The sequence below is a fragment of the Frateuria sp. genome (genome assembly GCF_035943815.1).
Taxonomy (GTDB): domain Bacteria; phylum Pseudomonadota; class Gammaproteobacteria; order Xanthomonadales; family Rhodanobacteraceae; genus Frateuria_A.
The window spans coordinates 80,392-97,409 of the sequence record NZ_DASZBU010000001.1 but is presented as its reverse complement, the minus strand read 5'-3'; the positions used below and the strand labels follow the sequence as shown (position 1 = coordinate 97,409).

General features: G+C 70.4%; 16 protein-coding genes. 10 read left to right on the top strand and 6 right to left on the bottom strand.

Annotation, left to right across the window (positions count from 1 at the left end; translation table 11 throughout):
* Window positions 1-112 precede the first annotated feature (112 nt).
* The 3 genes from VGU65_RS00410 to VGU65_RS00400 all read right to left on the bottom strand — a co-directional run bounded on the left by VGU65_RS00410 (window position 113) and on the right by VGU65_RS00400 (window position 3,053).
* Window positions 113-634: a single-stranded DNA-binding protein gene (locus tag VGU65_RS00410; RefSeq protein ID WP_327472176.1), complete on the bottom strand. Its 522-nt coding sequence runs from the start codon at window positions 632-634 to the stop codon at window positions 113-115.
* Between the two features lie 184 nt (window positions 635-818).
* Entirely contained in the window at window positions 819-1,784 is a 966-nt protein-coding gene (locus tag VGU65_RS00405; RefSeq protein ID WP_327472175.1) for a DedA family protein/thiosulfate sulfurtransferase GlpE, read from the bottom strand.
* A 69-nt stretch (window positions 1,785-1,853) separates the two neighbouring features.
* Window positions 1,854-3,053, bottom strand: coding sequence for an MFS transporter (locus VGU65_RS00400; protein WP_327472174.1), 1,200 nt, complete (start codon window positions 3,051-3,053; stop codon window positions 1,854-1,856).
* Window positions 3,054-3,186: 133 nt separating this feature from the next.
* Between VGU65_RS00400 and VGU65_RS00395 the strand changes: the two genes are divergently transcribed.
* On the top strand, window positions 3,187-4,188 hold the full coding sequence (locus tag VGU65_RS00395) for a polyprenyl synthetase family protein (RefSeq protein ID WP_327472173.1): 1,002 nt from the start codon (window positions 3,187-3,189) through the stop codon (window positions 4,186-4,188).
* 146 nt (window positions 4,189-4,334) lie between these two features.
* Here VGU65_RS00395 and VGU65_RS00390 read toward each other — a convergent pair whose 3' ends face one another.
* The 3 genes from VGU65_RS00390 to ubiH form a co-directional block, all read right to left on the bottom strand.
* The gene (locus tag VGU65_RS00390; RefSeq protein WP_327472172.1) at window positions 4,335-5,117 is read right to left on the bottom strand and encodes a dienelactone hydrolase family protein; all 783 of its coding nucleotides are present in this window, start codon (window positions 5,115-5,117) and stop codon (window positions 4,335-4,337) included.
* 79 nt (window positions 5,118-5,196) lie between these two features.
* Window positions 5,197-6,405, bottom strand: coding sequence for an FAD-dependent oxidoreductase (locus tag VGU65_RS00385; RefSeq protein WP_327472171.1), 1,209 nt, complete (start codon window positions 6,403-6,405; stop codon window positions 5,197-5,199).
* On the bottom strand, window positions 6,402-7,622 hold the full coding sequence (gene ubiH / locus VGU65_RS00380) for a 2-octaprenyl-6-methoxyphenyl hydroxylase (RefSeq protein ID WP_327472170.1): 1,221 nt from the start codon (window positions 7,620-7,622) through the stop codon (window positions 6,402-6,404). The genes VGU65_RS00385 and ubiH overlap by 4 nt, the downstream gene beginning before the upstream one ends.
* Window positions 7,623-7,730: 108 nt before the next feature.
* Between ubiH and VGU65_RS00375 the strand changes: the two genes are divergently transcribed.
* The 9 genes from VGU65_RS00375 (at window position 7,731) to VGU65_RS00335 (ending at window position 16,933) form a co-directional block, all read left to right on the top strand.
* The gene (locus VGU65_RS00375; RefSeq protein WP_327472169.1) at window positions 7,731-8,327 is read left to right on the top strand and encodes a hypothetical protein; all 597 of its coding nucleotides are present in this window, start codon (window positions 7,731-7,733) and stop codon (window positions 8,325-8,327) included.
* Window positions 8,327-8,887, top strand: coding sequence for a cob(I)yrinic acid a,c-diamide adenosyltransferase (locus VGU65_RS00370; RefSeq protein WP_327472168.1), 561 nt, complete (start codon window positions 8,327-8,329; stop codon window positions 8,885-8,887). Before VGU65_RS00375 ends, VGU65_RS00370 begins: the two co-directional genes overlap by 1 nt.
* A gap of 8 nt (window positions 8,888-8,895) precedes the next feature.
* On the top strand, window positions 8,896-9,816 hold the full coding sequence (locus VGU65_RS00365; protein WP_327472167.1) for a histone deacetylase family protein: 921 nt from the start codon (window positions 8,896-8,898) through the stop codon (window positions 9,814-9,816).
* Window positions 9,817-9,910: 94 nt separating this feature from the next.
* Window positions 9,911-12,325: an LPS-assembly protein LptD gene (lptD, locus tag VGU65_RS00360; RefSeq protein ID WP_327472166.1), complete on the top strand. Its 2,415-nt coding sequence runs from the start codon at window positions 9,911-9,913 to the stop codon at window positions 12,323-12,325.
* A 117-nt stretch (window positions 12,326-12,442) separates the two neighbouring features.
* Window positions 12,443-13,795, top strand: a complete 1,353-nt coding sequence (locus VGU65_RS00355; RefSeq protein ID WP_327472165.1) for a peptidylprolyl isomerase — start codon at window positions 12,443-12,445, stop codon at window positions 13,793-13,795.
* A gap of 8 nt (window positions 13,796-13,803) precedes the next feature.
* Entirely contained in the window at window positions 13,804-14,814 is a 1,011-nt protein-coding gene (pdxA, locus tag VGU65_RS00350) for a 4-hydroxythreonine-4-phosphate dehydrogenase PdxA (protein WP_327472164.1), read from the top strand.
* Window positions 14,811-15,593, top strand: a complete 783-nt coding sequence (rsmA, locus tag VGU65_RS00345; protein ID WP_327472163.1) for a 16S rRNA (adenine(1518)-N(6)/adenine(1519)-N(6))-dimethyltransferase RsmA — start codon at window positions 14,811-14,813, stop codon at window positions 15,591-15,593. The genes pdxA and rsmA overlap by 4 nt, the downstream gene beginning before the upstream one ends.
* A 46-nt stretch (window positions 15,594-15,639) precedes the next feature.
* Window positions 15,640-16,023 (top strand): Co2+/Mg2+ efflux facilitator ApaG/CorD, encoded by a 384-nt coding sequence (apaG, locus tag VGU65_RS00340; RefSeq protein WP_327472162.1) that lies wholly within the window; start codon window positions 15,640-15,642, stop codon window positions 16,021-16,023.
* Window positions 16,024-16,081: 58 nt separating this feature from the next.
* Window positions 16,082-16,933, top strand: a complete 852-nt coding sequence (locus tag VGU65_RS00335) for a symmetrical bis(5'-nucleosyl)-tetraphosphatase (protein ID WP_327472161.1) — start codon at window positions 16,082-16,084, stop codon at window positions 16,931-16,933.
* Window positions 16,934-17,018 lie beyond the last annotated feature (85 nt).

The window sequence follows — 17,018 nt, the reverse complement described above, 5'->3', positions numbered from 1 at the left end:
GCGGCCTCGCGCTTGCTGGCCCGGAGCACAGGAACCCGCGGCACCGTGGCGGTCGACGGCAAAAAAAGAGCCCCGAATAAGGGGCTCTTTCCGTACTCGAAAGATGTGGCCTTCAGAACGGAATGTCGTCATCGTCGAAACCGCCGCTCTCGGCCGGAGCCGGCGCATTCTGGCGCGGGGCGTTGCCGTAGTCGTTGCCGCCGCCACGGGACTGGCCACCGCCCTGGCGCTGGCCGCCCTGCGGGCGCTCGCGATAACCGCCGCCAGAGCCGCCACTAGCCCCGCCGCCCTCCCCGGCCATGCCGCCGAGCATCTGCATGTCGTTGGCGATGATGTCGGTGCTGTAGCGCTCGACACCGCTCTTGTCGGTGTACTTATCGGTGCGCAGGGAGCCCTCGATGTAGACCTGACGGCCCTTCTTCAGGTACTCGCCGGCGATCTCGGCGAGCTTGCCGAACAGCTTCACGCGGTGCCACTCGGTGCGCTCCTGGCGCTCGCCGGACTGCTTGTCGGTCCACTGCTCGGAGGTGGCCACGCTGAGGCTGCACACCGGGGTGCCGCCGCCGGTGTAGCGGACCTCCGGGTCGGCGCCCAGGTTGCCGACGATGATGACCTTGTTGATGCCGCGTGCCATGTGGATTCCTCGCTGTGCTGGCGGCCGGCGCGGGCGCCCGCCTCGTCTTGGGTACCGTCGGCTGGGCCGGCGGCTCGATCCCTATCATAAGGGACGTTCCGCTCCCGACGCGCCGCCGCCGTGTCCTCCATCGCCACGCCGCCTTGCCCGCCTGCGCCGCACGCACCCGCGCACCCGGTCTTGCTCAGTGCACCGGCGCCGTCCCGCCCGGCACCGCAGCCTGTTCGACCGTCTGGCCTGCCGCCACCCAGGCGTCGAGTCCGCCGCGCAGCGGGCGCACGCGGTGGTAGCCCTGCTCCATCAGCAGCTTGGCCGCCTTCGCCGCGGACACCTCATTGGGGCAGTTGCAGTACAACACCAGCTCGCGCTCGCGCGGCACGCCGGCCAACAAGGCGTCCAGGGCGAGCGGTTCGAACGCGAGCGCGCCGGGAATCGTGCGCCCGTCCAGCGCCCGCGAACCGGCTGCGCGCACGTCGAACACCAGCGGCGGCCGCGAGGAGCGCAGGGCGTTGGCCAGCTCGTCCACCTCGATGCGGCTCATCCGCAGCGCCACCAGCAACCGTCGGCGCTGCCACCACTTGAACAGGATGTAGGCGCCCAACAGCGCGCCCAGCCATTTGACCGCGAGCGGCCCGGTGCCCTCGAACACCGCCAGCGCTCGCTCCACGCCGTCGGCGAAGACGTAGCCCAACGCCACCGCCGCACCCGCCCACAGCAGCGAGCCCAGCGCATCGAACAGCAGGAACCGCCGCGGCGTCAGGCCCATCGCGCCGACCAGCGGGGGCGCCACCGTGGACAGTCCCGGCACGAACTTGGCCACCAGCAGCACCGGGGCGCGCCAGCGCTGGAAGCGCAACTCCGACTGCTTGACGCAGGAGTCGGCTGACAGCGAGATCCGGCACAGCGTGCGCATCACGCCGGCACCGTAACGCCGCCCCGCCATGTACCAGGCGAAGTCGCTCAACAGGCAGCCGGCCAGGGCGACCAGCAGCACGCCGCCCAGCGGCAGCTGGCCGCCTGCCGCCAGCGCGCCGGCCACCACCAGTGTCGGCACGGCCGGCAGCGGCAGGCCGGCCTGCTCGACCAGCACGTTGAGGAAAACCAGCAGCAGGCCGTATTCGGCGATCAGCGCGACGATCTGGTGGGCCACGGGCGGCCTCGCTCGGAGTGGATGCGGCGCATATGGGGGCGCCATCCGCGCGGCGCAATCGCCCTGACTCTAGGCCGCCGGTTCGGCCACCGTACGGGCGGCGATGCGGCGCGCGCCGAAGGCCACCAGCGGCAGCCACAGGAGCGTGGTGGCCGCCGCGCACTCGAACACGCCGCCCACTCCCAGCCGGCCCAGCGCGATGCCCCCGATCGCCCCGCCGACGAACGCACCGATGAACTGGCTGGTCGAATAGGCGCCCATCGCCGCGCCGCGCAGATGCGCCGGCGCCAGCCGCGAGACCAGGCTAGGCAAGGCGGCCTCCAGCAGGTTGAAGGCCGAGAAGAACGCCGCCGCCGAGATGCCGAGCCAGGCCACGTGCGCGCCGGATCCGGCAAGGCCCAGCAGCGACAGCCCGATCACCGCCACACAGACCAGCACGATGCGCAGGCTCTGGCCGATCTCCTTCATCCGGTGCAGCGCCGCGCCCATCACCAGGGCGGCGATCACCATGACCGGCAGATACAGCTCCCAGTGCCGGCTCGCCGGCAAGTGCAGCCGCTCGGCCAGCAAAAGCGGCAGACCGACGAAACTCGCCGTCAGCAGCAAGTGCAGGAAGAACACCGAGCCGTTGAGCACCAGCAGGCGGCCGTCGCGCAGCATCGCCAGCACGCCGCCCAGGCTCGCCGCCGCGGGCGCCCGCGCCCGCTCAGGGGTGGGCACGATCAGCCACAGCAGGCCCAGCGAGGCCAGCGCAAGCACCGAAGTGGCGCCGAACAGCCCGGGCAGCCCCCCGACCGCCTCCAGCGGCGGGCCCAGGATCAACGCCAGCAGGAACGACAGGCCGATCGAGACGCCGATGATGCCCATCACTTTGCCGCGCTGCTCCTCGCGCGTGAGATCGGCGGCCAGCGCGGTGCCGGCCCCGGCTACGGCACCCATGCCCTGCAGCGCGCGTCCTACGACGATGCCTTCGAGCGTGTGCGACAGCGCCGCCACCAGCCCGCCGGCGGCAAAGATCAGCAGGCCCAGGGTGATCGCGCTCTTGCGCCCGACGCGGTCGGACAGGAGCCCCAGCGGGATCTGCAGCAGCACCTGGCCCAGCCCGTACACGCCCAGCGCCAGGCCGATCATCAGGTCGCTGGCGTCAGGCATCTGCTTCGCATAGAGCGAGAACACCGGCATGATCAGGAACAACCCGAACAGGCGCAGGCTGATCACGCAGGCCAGGGTCAATGCGCTGCGGCGCTCGAGGGAGGTGAGTTTGCTCACCGGGACGACCGGGGGAATGAAGGCATCGGCCCATTATACGGGGCACCCTACGGCCCCAGTTGCGGCGCCATGTCGCGCCGCCGCACGCGGTGGGCCTGGCCCTATAATCGCCCGTCTTGCCAACCGGACGCCCATGCTCCCGATGCCCGCCGACGCCAGCCGAACCGCCGACTTCGCCGCCGTGCGAGAACTGGCCGCCGCCGACATGCAGCGCGTGGACGCGCTGATCCGCAGCCGCCTCGCCTCCGACGTGGTGCTGATCAACCAGATCGCCGACCACATCATCGCCGGCGGCGGCAAGCGGCTGCGCCCGATGCTGCACGTGCTGGCCGCCGGTGCCGCGGGCTACGCGGGCGAACAGCACATCAAGCTCGCCGCGGTGATCGAGTTCATCCATACCTCGACCCTGCTGCACGACGACGTGGTGGACGAGTCCGACCTGCGCCGCGGCCGCAAGACCGCCAACGCATTGTGGGGCAATGCCGCCAGCGTGCTGGTGGGCGACTTTCTCTACTCGCGCTCGTTCCAGCTGATGGTGGAGCTGGACGATATGCGCGTGATGCGCATCCTGGCCGACACCACCAACACCATCGCCGAGGGCGAGGTGCTGCAGCTGCTCAACATCGGCAATGCGGACGTGGACGAGACGGCCTACCTGGCGGTGATCGAGCGCAAGACCGCGGTGCTGTTCGCCGCCGCCACGGAACTGGGCGGGTTGCTCGGCGGCCTGCCGGCCGACCAGGTCGCCGCGCTGCGCCGCTTCGGGCTGGAACTGGGCTACGCCTTCCAGATCGCCGACGACCTGCTCGACTACGTCAGCGACGCCGATACGCTGGGCAAGAACATCGGCGACGACCTCGCCGAGGGCAAGCCCACGCTGCCGCTGATCTATGCACTGGAGCGCGCCACGCCGGCGCAGGCGCAGTCGATGCGACATGCCATCGAGCATGGCGGGTTGGACGCGCTGGACGACATCGTCAACGCCATCCGCGGCAGCGGAGCGCTGGAACGCACCCATGCGCGCGCCGTGCAGCACGCGGACGCCGCACGCGAAGCGCTCGCGGCACTACCGCCCTCGTCCCACCGTGAGGCGCTGAACACCCTGGCGGACTACTCGGTGCAGCGAAGCTTCTGAAGCGCACCCGGAGCGCGACGCGCTTTGCCGCCTTCCAGCGCAATCGCCGCGGGGGCAGCCGGACGCGCACTGTTCGGCGCGGCGATGGATGCGGCCGGCGCGCGCGGTGATGGGCTGGCCTTGCAAGGCCAGCCCTGAGTGTCGCCTTACGGCCTCCAGGCGAAAGCCGCGTCGAGCCAGTCGTGCATCATGCGGTAGCTGCGCGCGGCGGCGCGCGCGTCGTACTTGCAGCCGGGAGAGTTCTGGTCGGTCTCGGTAAAGCAGTGCACCGCGTTGCCGAGCACCACGAACTGCCAGTCGGCCTTGCTCGACCGCATCTCGTTCATGAAGGCGTCGGCGTCGGGCATGGTGCCCTTGTCGTCGGCGCCGTTCATCGCCAGCACGCGCGCCTTGAAGCGGTCCGACTGCGAGGCCTTGCCGGCGGCGAGTGCACCGTGGAAGGACACCACCGCCGCCAGGTCGGCGCCGCTGCGCGCCAGGTCGAGCACGGCCGAACCGCCGAAGCAGAAGCCGATCGCGGCGAGCTTGCCCAGGTCCAACGGCGCCTTGCCGGCCTGCGCCTTCAGCTGCGCCAAGGCGAGATTGATGCGCCGGCGCATCAGATCGCGGTCGCCATAGAGCGGTTGGACCGCCGCCTTGGCCTGGTCGTCGTTCCTCGGGCGCACGCCCTGGCCGTACATGTCGGTCAACAGGATCACGTACTGCTTGCCGGCGATCATCTCGGCCTTGGCCACCGCCTGGTCGTTCACGCCGTACCAGTTGGGCACCATCACCAGGCCGGGTCGCGGGGTGGAAACCGCATCGTCGTAGACCAGCACGCTGTGGAAACGGGTGCCGCCGTCGGTCCATTCCACGGGGCGATGCACCATCTTCGCGGACGCGGCAAAGGCCAGGGGAAGCGAGAGCAGGGCGAACAGGATGCGGCGCATGGCGGCGGCTCCGGGGTGGGTGGGTCGGCGCTCCGCGCCGGGCGCCGCGGCATCCGGCCGCGGTTGGGGAAAACTCCGGTCAGCGGCCGGCGGCGTGTGCGGCGAGCCGGCGTTTGAGCGGCGCAAGATGATCGGCCAGGCGTACGCCCAGCGCACGCGCGGCCACCAGTGGCGGCGCCTGCCAGGCGTAGATGTGCGCCAGTGCGTCGAAGCTCCAGGCGTCCAGCGTGTCGGCGCTGCGGCGGCGGCGCGCATAGCGGCGCAACACGTGCGCCGCTGCAATGTCGCGGCCGGCCTCGCGCGCGGCAACGACCGTGTCGCGCAGCTCGGCCACGTCGCGCAGGCCCAGGTTCACGCCCTGTCCGGCCAGCGGATGCACCGCGTGCGCCGCGTCGCCGAGCAACACGAAGCGCTCGGCCTGGTAGGCGTCGGCAAGCTGCAGCCTCAACGGGAAGGCGGCGCGGGGCGTGGCCGAGAGCACGCGGCCCAACCGGAAATCGGCGGCGATGCCCAGTTGGTCGCAGAACGCTCCGTCCGCGAGCGCGAGCACGCGCTGCGCCTCGGCCTCGGGCAGCGACCACACGATCGAGCTGCGCCCGTCGGCCAGCGGCAGCAGCGCCAGCGGCCCGCCCGGCAGGAAGCACTGCCAGGCCGTGTCCTGGTGCGCCCGCTCGGTGGCCACGTGGGCGACCACCGCGCGCTGGCCGTAGTCGCGCCCGTGCGTTTCCAGGCCCGCCATGCGGCGCAGGGGCGAACCCGCGCCGTCGGCGGCGACCAGCAGGCGCGCCGCCACGCTGGCGGTCTCGCCTGCTTCCAGCTCCAGCACAATGCGGTCTTCGCACGCCCGGTAGCCGGTCACCTGCGCCGGGCACAACCGCTGCACGCCGGCCGACTCCAGCGCCTGCCACAAGGTCCACTGCACCAGGTTGTTCTCGACGATCCAGCCCAGCCAGGCGTGTCCCGTCGTGGCGGCATCGAAGCCGATCGCCGCGCCGCTGCGCGCGTCCCACACGTGCATCCGCGCATAGGCCGCGGCACGGCGTTCGCGGATGGACGTCCACACGCCCAGTTCGTCGAGCAGCGCGATCGACGAGGGTGCCAGCCCGACCACGCGCAGGTCGACCTCGCCCTCGCCATGCCAGGGGGCCGGCGCGCGGGCCTCCACCAGGGCGGTGGCGAAGCCGGCGCGGGCCAGCGCCAGCGCGGCGGCGGCGCCGACCATGCCGCCGCCGACCACGGCCACGTCCAGCAGCGGCGCGCGGCGGCGCGCTTCGACGCGCGCGCTCAAGGCGCTCGCTCCAGCACGGCCTGCGGCGGCGTGCCGCGGAAGCCCATGCCGCGTCGAAGCAGCACGTCCTTCAGCGGCGACAGGCGATCGCAGGCGAGCAAGGCCAGCGAGCGCAGCGGCGCCAGCGCCGGTTGCGCCAGGCAGGCGAGCCGGACCAGGCCGTGGCTCATTGCCATGGTGCCCTCGCGGTCGGGTTCACGGCGCGCGGCATAGGCATCGAGCAGCCGTCCGTCGCCAGGGTCTGCCGCACGTGCGACGAGCTCGGCGAGGGTCAGTGCATCGCGCAGGCCGAGGTTGAAGCCCTGCGCGCCGATGGGGTGGATCGTCTGCGCCGCATTGCCGACCAGCACGGCGCGCGGCGCGGTCAGGCGCGCGGCGGCCACGCGACGGATCGCGTAGGGAAAGCGCCGGCCCGGGCGCGTCAGCCGTCCCAGCCGCCAGCCAAAGCGGCGTTGTGCCAGCGCGAGGTAATCGCCATCGTCCATCGCCGCCACCGCATGGGCCTGCCCCGTCGGCATGGTGAGCACCAGGCCACAGCGACGCTCCGCCAGCGGCAGCAACGCCACCGGGCCCTCGTCGCCGAAGCGCTCGAAGGCGCGATGGCCGTGCGCGCGCTCGGGCGTGACGGTGCAGACGAACAAGGTCTGCCCGTAATCGTGCACGTCGGCCGCGATGCCCAGCTGCGCGCGCACGAACGATTCGGTGCCGTCGGCGCCGACCAGCAGTGGCGTGTCGATGGCCTGTACGCCTTCGGCCGTGCGCACTCGCGCGCGCCAGCCCTGCGGCAGCGGTTCGACCGCCTCCAGCGTCGCCGGCGCCAGGCGCCTGAGCAGCGTGCATTCGTCCAGACGGCGCAGCAGCGCGGCGCCCAGCTCGCGCGCCGGCAAGGTCCAGCCCAGCGCATCGACGCGGGCCTCCTGCGCGTCGAGCCGCACGCTGCCGAATTCGCCCGCGCGGCTGACATGGATGTGCTCGATGGCGGTGGCGCGCTCGCACGCGTGCTTCCACACGCCGATCGCCTCCAGGCCGTTGACCGTGGCGCGGGCCAGCGCCAGGTTGCGTTCGTCGTAGCTGGGCTGCGCGTCGGCACGCGGCGCCGCGGTCTCCACCAGCAGCGCCTCCACGCCGGCCGTGTCCAGCGCGATCGCCAGGCTGGCACCGACTAGGCCGCCGCCGACGATCAGCACGGGCCCGCGGGAAGATGGGGGGACATTCATGCGCCGGATGATACGGCCGAACGCGAAGGCATCGCATGAGTCGGCCGGGCTTGGGCTAGACTAGCCGTTCGCCTTTCCGACTTCACGCCGCTGCATACGGAGCACCTCATGGCTATGACGCGAAACCAGCGCCTGGGCATCTTCCTGGCACTCGCCCTGTTGATGGCCATCACCCGCGGCGCGATCCGCTTCTACCATTTCGAGATCTTCCCCGACGCCAGCTGGGCGGTGTTCTTCCTGGCCGGCTTCTGGCTGCGTGGCGCCGGCCGCTGGGCCTTCCCGCTGCTGATGGCCGAGGCGGTGCTGGTGGACTACCTGGTGATCGCCGGCCAGGGCCTGAACTTCTGGAGCCACTACTGCGTGTCGCCGGCGTACTGGTTCCTGATCGCCGCCTACGGCGCGCTGTGGCTGGGCGGCAGCTGGCTGGCCCGGCGCGGCCAGCGCCTGACGCTGTCCACCCTGGGGCTGGCGGTGGCCGCGCTGCTGGCCAGCGAGGCGGTCTGCTTCATTGTTTCCAACGGCAGCTTCTACTGGCTGAGCGGCAGCGTGCCGGCGCCGCGCAGCATGGGTGCCTGGTTCGCCAACATGGGTGACTGGTACCTGCCGTTCCTCGGGGTCACCGCCATGTACGTCGGCCTGGGCGCGCTGCTGCATGTGCTGGCGACCCAGCTGACGCGCGCGCTGGCCCACGCCCCCGCGCGCTGATGGGCAACCGCCTCTCGAAGATCTACACCCGCACCGGCGACGATGGCAGCACCGGCCTGGGCGACGGCTCGCGGGTGCCCAAGGACTCGGCCCGCGTGGCCGCCTACGGTACGGTCGACGAGCTCAACAGCACGATCGGCATGGTGCTCGCCTGCGAAGGCGTCCCGGCCCAGGTGCACGAGGCGCTGACCCAGGTGCAGCACGACCTCTTCGACCTCGGCGGCGAGCTTTGCATTCCTGGCATGGCGATGGTGCATGACCAGGACATCGCACGGCTGGAAAGCGTCCTGGACGCGCTCAACGAGCCGCTGCCCCCGCTGAAGGAATTCATCCTGCCCGGCGGCGGCATGGCCGCGGCCTGCGGCCATCTGGCGCGCACCGTGTGCCGGCGCGCCGAACGCGAGGTGATTGCGCTTGCGCGGGCGCAGACCGTGCGGCCGCAGCCGCAGCGCTACCTTAACCGGCTGTCCGACCTGCTGTTCGTGATCTCCCGCGTGCTCGCCCGCGCCGGCGGGCACGGCGAAGTGCTCTGGCAGCACGAACGGCGGCCTCGGAGCTGAGGCCTTCCATGCTGCGGCTCTACACCCATCCGGCGTGTCTCGAGCATGATCCCGGCCGCGGCCACCCCGAATCACCCGCACGCCTGCAGGCGGTGCTGGCGGCGCTCGACCGCGACCGCTTCGCCCCGCTGGACCGGATCGAGTCGCCGCGGGCCAGCCGCGAGGCGCTGGAGCGCGTGCACGCGCCGGCGTACGTCGCGCGCATCCTGGCGAGCGCGCCCGCCACGGGCCTCGTGCAGCTGGACGAAGACACGTACATGTCGCCGGGCTCGGCCGAGGCCGCGCTGCGCGCCGCCGGCGCGGTGGTGGCCGCGGTCGACGCGGTGCTCGACGCATCGGCCAGCCGCGCCTTCTGCGCGGTGCGTCCGCCAGGCCACCATGCGACGGCCGACCAGGCGATGGGCTTCTGCCTGTTCAACAACGTCGCCGTGGGCGCCGCGCATGCGTTGGCCGAGCACGGCCTGCAGCGCGTGGCGATCGCCGATTTCGACGTCCACCACGGCAACGGCACGCAGGATATCTTCGCGCAGGAGCCGCGGGTGCTGTTCGTCTCCAGTCACCAGTGGCCGCTGTATCCGGGCAGCGGTGCCGCCGCGGAAACCGGCGTGGGCAACCTGATCAACGCGCCGTTGCCGCCGGATACAGGCTCGCGGGCCTTCCGCCAGGTCTGGGAGGAGGTGCTGCTGCCGCGCCTGCACGCCTTCGCGCCCCAGCTGCTGCTGGTCTCCGCCGGCTTCGACGCGCACCGCGACGACCCGCTGGCACAACTGCAACTGGAAACCGACGACTACGCCTGGCTCACCGCCCGCCTGCTGGATGTGGCCCGCACGCACGCCGCCGGCCGCGTCGTGTCCACCCTCGAAGGCGGCTACGATCTCGGCGCCCTCGCCGCCAGCGCCGCCGCGCACGTCGGCGCGCTGATGGGCTGAACAGGCCCGTGGCCGGCGGGAGCGCCCGGGCTTCCTGCCGGGCAGGCGGCCTTTCTGCTAGCTTTACGCGTCCCATCGACCGCCGACAGCCACCGTGACGCCGAGCCACTCCCCGCGCGCCTTGCCACCACGCCGCCTGCTCGCGGTCGCCGCAGCCATCGCCCTGTTCGGCGGCCCGGCCCAGGCCCACGCGGCACTCGCCAAGGCCCACGCCAAGGCGGCTGCGGACGAGGGCGTGCCCAGCTGCCCGCTCGGTACGTTCCACTGTCCGGCCCGACCGGAAAATTTTGCGATGTGTCATCCCAACGCCTTGCTGGAGTTCTACGACCCCACGCTCCCGCGCGACCCGACGCAACGCGAACGCTCCGACACCGACGTGCACGCCACCCACGTCGACAGCTCCAACCAGGCGATCTACCGCCTGTCGGGCAACGTGCGCATCGCCCGCGCCGACCAGCTGCTGCGCGCCGACCGCGTCGACTACAACGACACCACCACCGACTACGACGCGCAGGGCAACGTGCGCTACCAGGAGGCCGGCGAGCTGCTCAGCGCCGACCGCCTGCGCGGCAACAACCAGGCCAGCCACGGCATGGCCGACAATGTGCGCTACCAGTTGCTGCAGTCGCGCGGCAACGGCACCGCCGCGCGCGGCGAACTGCTCGACGCCCAGCACAGCCGCTACAGCCAGGTCACCTATTCCACCTGCGACGTGGGCCACCACCTGTGGGAGGTGCGCGCGAAGGACCTGAAGATCGACAAGGCCAACGGCGAAGGCACGGCCCGTAGCGCGACGATGCGCTTCGCCAATGTGCCGTTCCTGTATCTGCCGTGGTTTTCCTTCCCCATCGACAACCGGCGCAAGAGCGGCTTCCTCTACCCGACGTTCGGCGGCTCGAGCCGCTCGGGCACGATGTTCTCGATCCCCTATTACCTCAACCTGGCACCCAACTACGACGCCACGCTGGAACCGCGCATCTATACCCAGCGCGGTACCGTACTGGCGGGCGAGTTCCGCTACCTGTTTCCGGGCACGGCCGGGCAGCTGAATGCCGAGTACCTGCCCAACGACCATGGCCAGGACACCGAAAACAGCACGCCGACACAGGGCCGCGACCGCTGGCTGCTCAAATACAACGACTACACGCACCTGATCGGCCCGTGGTCGTTCGGCACGAGCATCAACCGCACCTCCGACCGCAACTACCTGCGCGACTTCGGCAACGACCTGTACACCTCGGCCATTGGCACGCTGGCCTCCAGCGCCTATGTCAGCGGCGGCGGCAACTGGTGGAACGCCTCCTTCGGCGCGGACAGCTACCAGAACGTCGACCCCTACCTGCCCGACACCGTGGTGCAGTACAAGCGCTGGCCGCGCGCCACGCTGGGGCTGGACCTGCCGATCAACCGCTGGCTCGAGTTCGGCGCCAACACCGAAGCGGTCGCCTTCCGCAAGGACGACGTGATCGAAGGCAAGCGGCTGGACCTGTATCCCTACCTTGCCGCCGACTTCCAGGGCGCCGCCTGGTTCGTGCGGCCGAAGCTGGCCTACCGCTACACCGCCTACCAGCTCGATGGCAACTACCAGCGCTACGGCTATGCCGGCCTGCTCGGCGGCACCGACGTATCGCCCTTCGACCGGCGCTCGCCCAGCCGCACGCTGCCGATCGCGAGCCTGGACACCGGGCTCATCTTCGACCGCTCGACCTCGCTCTTCGGCACGTCCTACACGCAGACGCTGGAGCCGCGGCTCTACTACCTCTACGTGCCCTACCGCAACCAGAACGACCTGCCGCTGTTCGACACCACGCGCATGTCGTTCGACTACTGGCAGCTGTTCTCGCCCAACCAGTTCTCCGGCGCCGACCGCCAGATGAACGCCAACAACCTGACCGCCGCGCTCACCACCCGCCTGCTGGACGACAACGGCGTGGAGCGGCTGTCGGCCAGTTTCGGCCAGATCCGCTACTTCGCGCCGCAGCGCGTGCAGTTGCCCAACAGCAACTCCACCACCGCGGCGCCGACCGACTGGACGCGTTCGGACTACGTGGCCCAGCTGGGCATCCAGCTCAACGATCGCTGGCGTCTCGATAGCGCCTACCAGTGGAGCCCGAACACTCGCCAGACCGACCTGGGCACGCTGGGCCTGCAGCGGCGCATCGGCACCGACGGCATCTTCAACTTCTCCTACCGTTACCGCCGCGACCTGGTGGAGCAGTACGACAGCTCGATCGTCTACCCGGTTTCCGAACGCTGGCGGCTGCTGGGCCGCTGGGTCTATTCGGTGCGCGACCGTCGCACGGTGGAGGCGCTGGCCGGCGTCGAGTACGACAGCTGCTGCGTCGCGGTGCGGGTGGTCGGGCGACACTACGTGGTCGCGACCAGCCCCTTCACCGACCAGGGCCGCACCAACAACGCGGTCATGTTCGAACTGGTCTTCAAGGGCCTGGGCGCCTTCAACGGCCAGACCGAGGCCGTGCTGCGGCGTGGTATTCTTGGCTATCAATGACGGCGCGCCGCGAACTTTCCGGCGCCGTTGCGATCCACGGTTGTCAGCCGGTCCGCACCGGCCGCAAGGCACCGTCCCTCCCACCATCGCCGTCCAGGCGATTGAAGGTTCCGACCGATGAAGCACCCTTCCGCGCTGCTCCTCCTTGCGCTCGTTGCGGCTACCGCCCTGCCTGCACAGGCCCAGCTTCTGCCGCAGTCGCAGGCCGGCGCCACGGCCTCCGGCACGCAGCCGCTGGACCGCATCGTGGCCGTGGTCGACGAGAACGTGATCTTGCAGAGCGAGCTGGACGACGCGGTCCGCTCGGTCAAGCAGCAGTACGCCAGCAACCCCGGCCAGCTGCCGCCGGACAACGTGCTCGATCGCCAGGTGCTTGACCGGCTGATCCTGATGAAGCTGCAGGTGGCCAAGGCCGATGAGCAAGGCATCCGGGTCTCCAGCGCCGACATCGACCAGGCCGTTTCCGCGGTCGCCCAGCAGAACCACATGAGCCCCGAGCAGCTGCAGCAGGCGGTCGAACAGAGCGGGCAGGGCTTCGCCGCCTTCCGCAGCCAGCTGGCCGACCAGCTGGTGGTGCAGCGTCTGCACGACAGCGTGGTGCGCGATCAGGTCAACATCACCGACAGCGAGATCAACAACCTGCTCGCCAGTCCGACCTACAAGGCCGGCGAGGTGCATCTGGCGCACATCCAGATCTCGATTCCCGCCGGAGGCAGCGCAGCCGACATCCAGGCTGCCCGGGCCAAGGCGCAGCAGGCGCTCGACGCGATCAAGGGCGGCATGGACTTCCATGCCGCGGCGATCCGCTATTCCGACGCGCAGGACGCGCTCGAGGGCGGCGACCTGGGCTGGCGCAAGATGGACGAGATCCCGCCGGCGTTCGCCGACACCATCGCCGGCATGAAGCCCGGCCAGGTCAGCGCCGCGCTGCGCGGTCCCACCGGCTTCCACATCCTCAAGCTGATCGACCAGCGCGCTCCCAGCCGCCAGGTGGTGACCGAGTACCACGCGCGGCAGATCCTGATCCGCCCGAGCGAGCTGGTCACGGCCGAGCAGGCGCACCAGAAGGCGCAGGACCTGTACAACCGCATCGTCAACAAACACGAGGACTTCGCCAAGCTGGCGAAGGAGAACTCCAAGGACCCGACCACCGCCAACGCCGGCGGCGACATGGGCTGGTTCCAGCGTGACCAGTGGGGCAGCACGATCGCCCAGCAACTGGCGCAGCTCAAGGACGGCGAGGTTTCCCAGCCGTTCCAGAGCGAAGCCGGCTGGCACATCATCCAGCTCGAGGGCACGCGCAAGAGCGACGTGACCGAGGAATCCGAGCGCAACCAGGCACGCCAGGCGATCGGCAACCGCAAGGCCGAGCAGGCCTACGAGGACTTCCTGCGCCAGCTGCGCTCGGACGCCTACATCGACATCCTGGTGCCCGCGCTGAAGGATCCGGACGCGCGGGCCAACAGCTGAGCGATCACTTGCAAGCCGACCCGCCACGACTGGCCTTGACCGCCGGCGAACCGGCGGGCGTCGGTCCGGAGCTGCTGGTGCGTCTGGCCGCCATGCCGCTGGCGGCCGGGATCGTGGCCATTACCGACCGCAACCTGCTGCAGCGCGCCGCGCGGCGTTGTGGCGTGGCGATCGCCTTGCACGAGGACGACGGCCAGCCGCGCCCGCACGAGCCCGGCAGCCTGCGCGTGCGGCACGTACCGCTCGCGGTGGAAGAGCGTCCTGGGCATCCCGACCCGCGCAATGCTCACCACGTGCTCGCCACGCTCGCCGAGGCGGCCGACGGCTGCCAGGCAGGCCGCTACGCCGCGGTGGTCACCGCGCCGCTGCAGAAGGCCTCGATCAACGACGCCGGCATACCCTTCAGCGGCCACACCGAGTTCTTCGCGCAGCGCGCGGGCGCCGACGTAGTGATGATGCTCGCCAGCCCGGAACTCCGCGTGGCGCTGGCGACCACGCACCTGCCCCTGCGGACCGTGGCCGATGCGGTCACCGCCGACGCACTGGAGCGCACGCTGGCCATCGTGCACGGCGAACTGCAGCGCAAGTTCGGCCTGGCACGACCGCGCATCGCCGTGCTCGGCCTCAACCCGCACGCCGGCGAAGGCGGCCACCTCGGCCTCGAGGAGCGCGACGTGATCGAACCGGTACTCGCCCGGCTGCGCGCACAGGGCATGAGACTGCTCGGGCCGCTGCCGGCCGATACCGCGTTCGTCCCCGCCATGCGGGAGCGCTACGACGCGGTGCTGGCGATGTACCACGACCAGGCGCTGCCGGTGCTCAAGAGCGAAGCGTTCGACCGCACGGTCAATCTCACCCTGGGTCTACCCTTCATCCGCACTTCGGTCGACCACGGCACCGCGCTGGACCTGGCCGGCACCGGCCGCGCGGATCCGTCCAGCCTGGTCGCGGCCACCCGCATGGCCATCGAGCTGGCCATGCGCCGTGACGCCGGCCCGCTTTCATCAACGACACCATGAACGCCCGCCCCAAGAAAAGCTTCGGCCAGCATTTCCTCCACGAGAAGCGTTACATCGAGCGCATCGTCAGCGCCATCGGGCCGCGGCCGGACGACCGCATGGTCGAGATCGGCCCGGGCGAAGGTGCGCTCACGTTGCCCTTGCTCGCTGCCGCCGGGCGGCTCACGGCCATCGAGCTGGATACCGACCTCATCCCCGATCTCGCAGCGCGCGCCGCCGGAGTGGGCGAGCTGGAAATCATCCACGCCGACGTGCTCAAGGTGGACTTCACGTCGCTGGCGCGAGGCCTTGGCGTGGCGCGCGTGCGCCTGGCCGGCAATCTGCCCTACTACATCTCCAGCCCGATCCTGTTCCATTGCGTCGACCACGCTGCGGCGATCGAAGACATGCACTTCATGCTGCAGAAGGAAGTGGTCGATCGCATGGCGGCCGAACCGGGCAGCAAGGTATACGGCCGGCTGTCGGTGATGCTGCAGCTGGCCTGCCGCGTGGAGCCGCTGTTCACCGTGCCGCCCGGCGCCTTCCGCCCGCCGCCGAAGGTCGATTCGGCAGTGGTGCGCCTGGTGCCACTGCCGCCGCACGAGCGCCACGATGCCGATCCGCAGCGCCTGTACGCGATCGTGAAGGCCGCCTTCGCGCAGCGTCGCAAGACACTCTCGAACAGCCTCAAGACCTTGCTCGACAGCGCCGCCATCGCCAGCGCGGGCATCGATCCGAGGGCACGCGCAGAGACGCTCGCGCCGCAGGACTTCGTACGCCTGGCCAGACTTCCCGCGTGAGGCGAGCCTGCACGCGATGGACGGCGCCAGGCCGTACAATCGGCGGATGAATCCCAAACCTTCCTACACGATCGACGTGCAGGTCGAAAGCCGCTTCGTCCCCGACCAGTCCAAGCCGCACGACAACCGCTACGTGTTCGCCTACACCGTGACGCTGCACAACGCCGGCGACGTACCGGCGCGCCTGCTCACCCGCCACTGGGTGATCACCGATGCCAACGGCAAGGTGGAAGAGGTACGCGGCGAGGGCGTGGTCGGCGAGCAGCCCTGGCTGCGGCCAGGCGATCGCTACCAGTACAGCTCCGGCGCCGTGCTCGACACCGTGGTCGGCACCATGCAGGGCAGTTATCAGATGCTCGCCGACGACGGCACGCGCTTCGAGGCGCCGATCGCGCCGTTCACGCTGTCCATACCGCGCACCTTGCACTGATGGCACGCACAACCGAGGGTTCGCCTCCGATGGACCGGCTCTGGACGGACGAGTTCTGATGGCGACATATGCAATCGGCGACGTGCAAGGCTGCTATCCGGAGCTCTCGCGCTTGCTCGACAAGCTGCGTTTCGACCCGGCGCGCGACCAGCTTTGGTTCTGCGGAGACCTGGTCAACCGCGGCGGCCAGTCGCTCGAGACGCTGCGGTTGATCCACGGCCTGCGCGAGAACGTGGTGCTCACGCTGGGCAATCACGATCTGAGCCTGCTGGCGATCGCCCAGCGCAAGCCCGATGCGCAATCGCGGGTCAATCCCGAATTGCGCGAGGTGCTGTTCGCCGACGATGCGCCCGTGCTGTTCGAATGGCTGCGCAGCCAGAAACTGATGCACTACGACGAGGCGCTCGGCTGGGGCATGGTGCACGCCGGGCTGGCGCCCTCGTGGACGCTGCGCCAGGCGCTGCGCGCGGCGCAGGAAGTGGAGCGCGAGCTGTCCAGCCCGCGGCATCCGCGCCTGCTGCGGAACCTGTTCGGCAACCGCCCGGCGGCCTGGTCGAGCCGGCTGCAGGGGGTCGAGCGCTTCCGCGCCTCGATCAACACAATGACGCGCATGCGCTACTGCGACGTCAACGGCCGCATCGATTTCGAAGCCAAGGGAATGCCCGGCACGCAGAAGCCGGGGCTTTATCCCTGGTTCGCCGTACCCGGCATGCGCCGTCGCGAAGTGAACATGGTCTGCGGGCACTGGTCGGCGCTCGGCCGCTTCGCCGGACTGGGCGTGTATGCGATCGACACCGGCTGCGTATGGGGCGGCCGGCTCACCGCGCTGCGGCTGGACGACGAGGATCCCCAGTACATCACGGTGAACGCCGAGCCCCATCGCAAGCGGCAGCCGGGCGGTGGGGACTGAGTTTCAGCCCCTCTCTTTGCCCGAGCTGCTCGTGCGTCGTTGAAACGCTCTGGACGTAGCTCGCAGCGAATGAACCTCGTCTCGA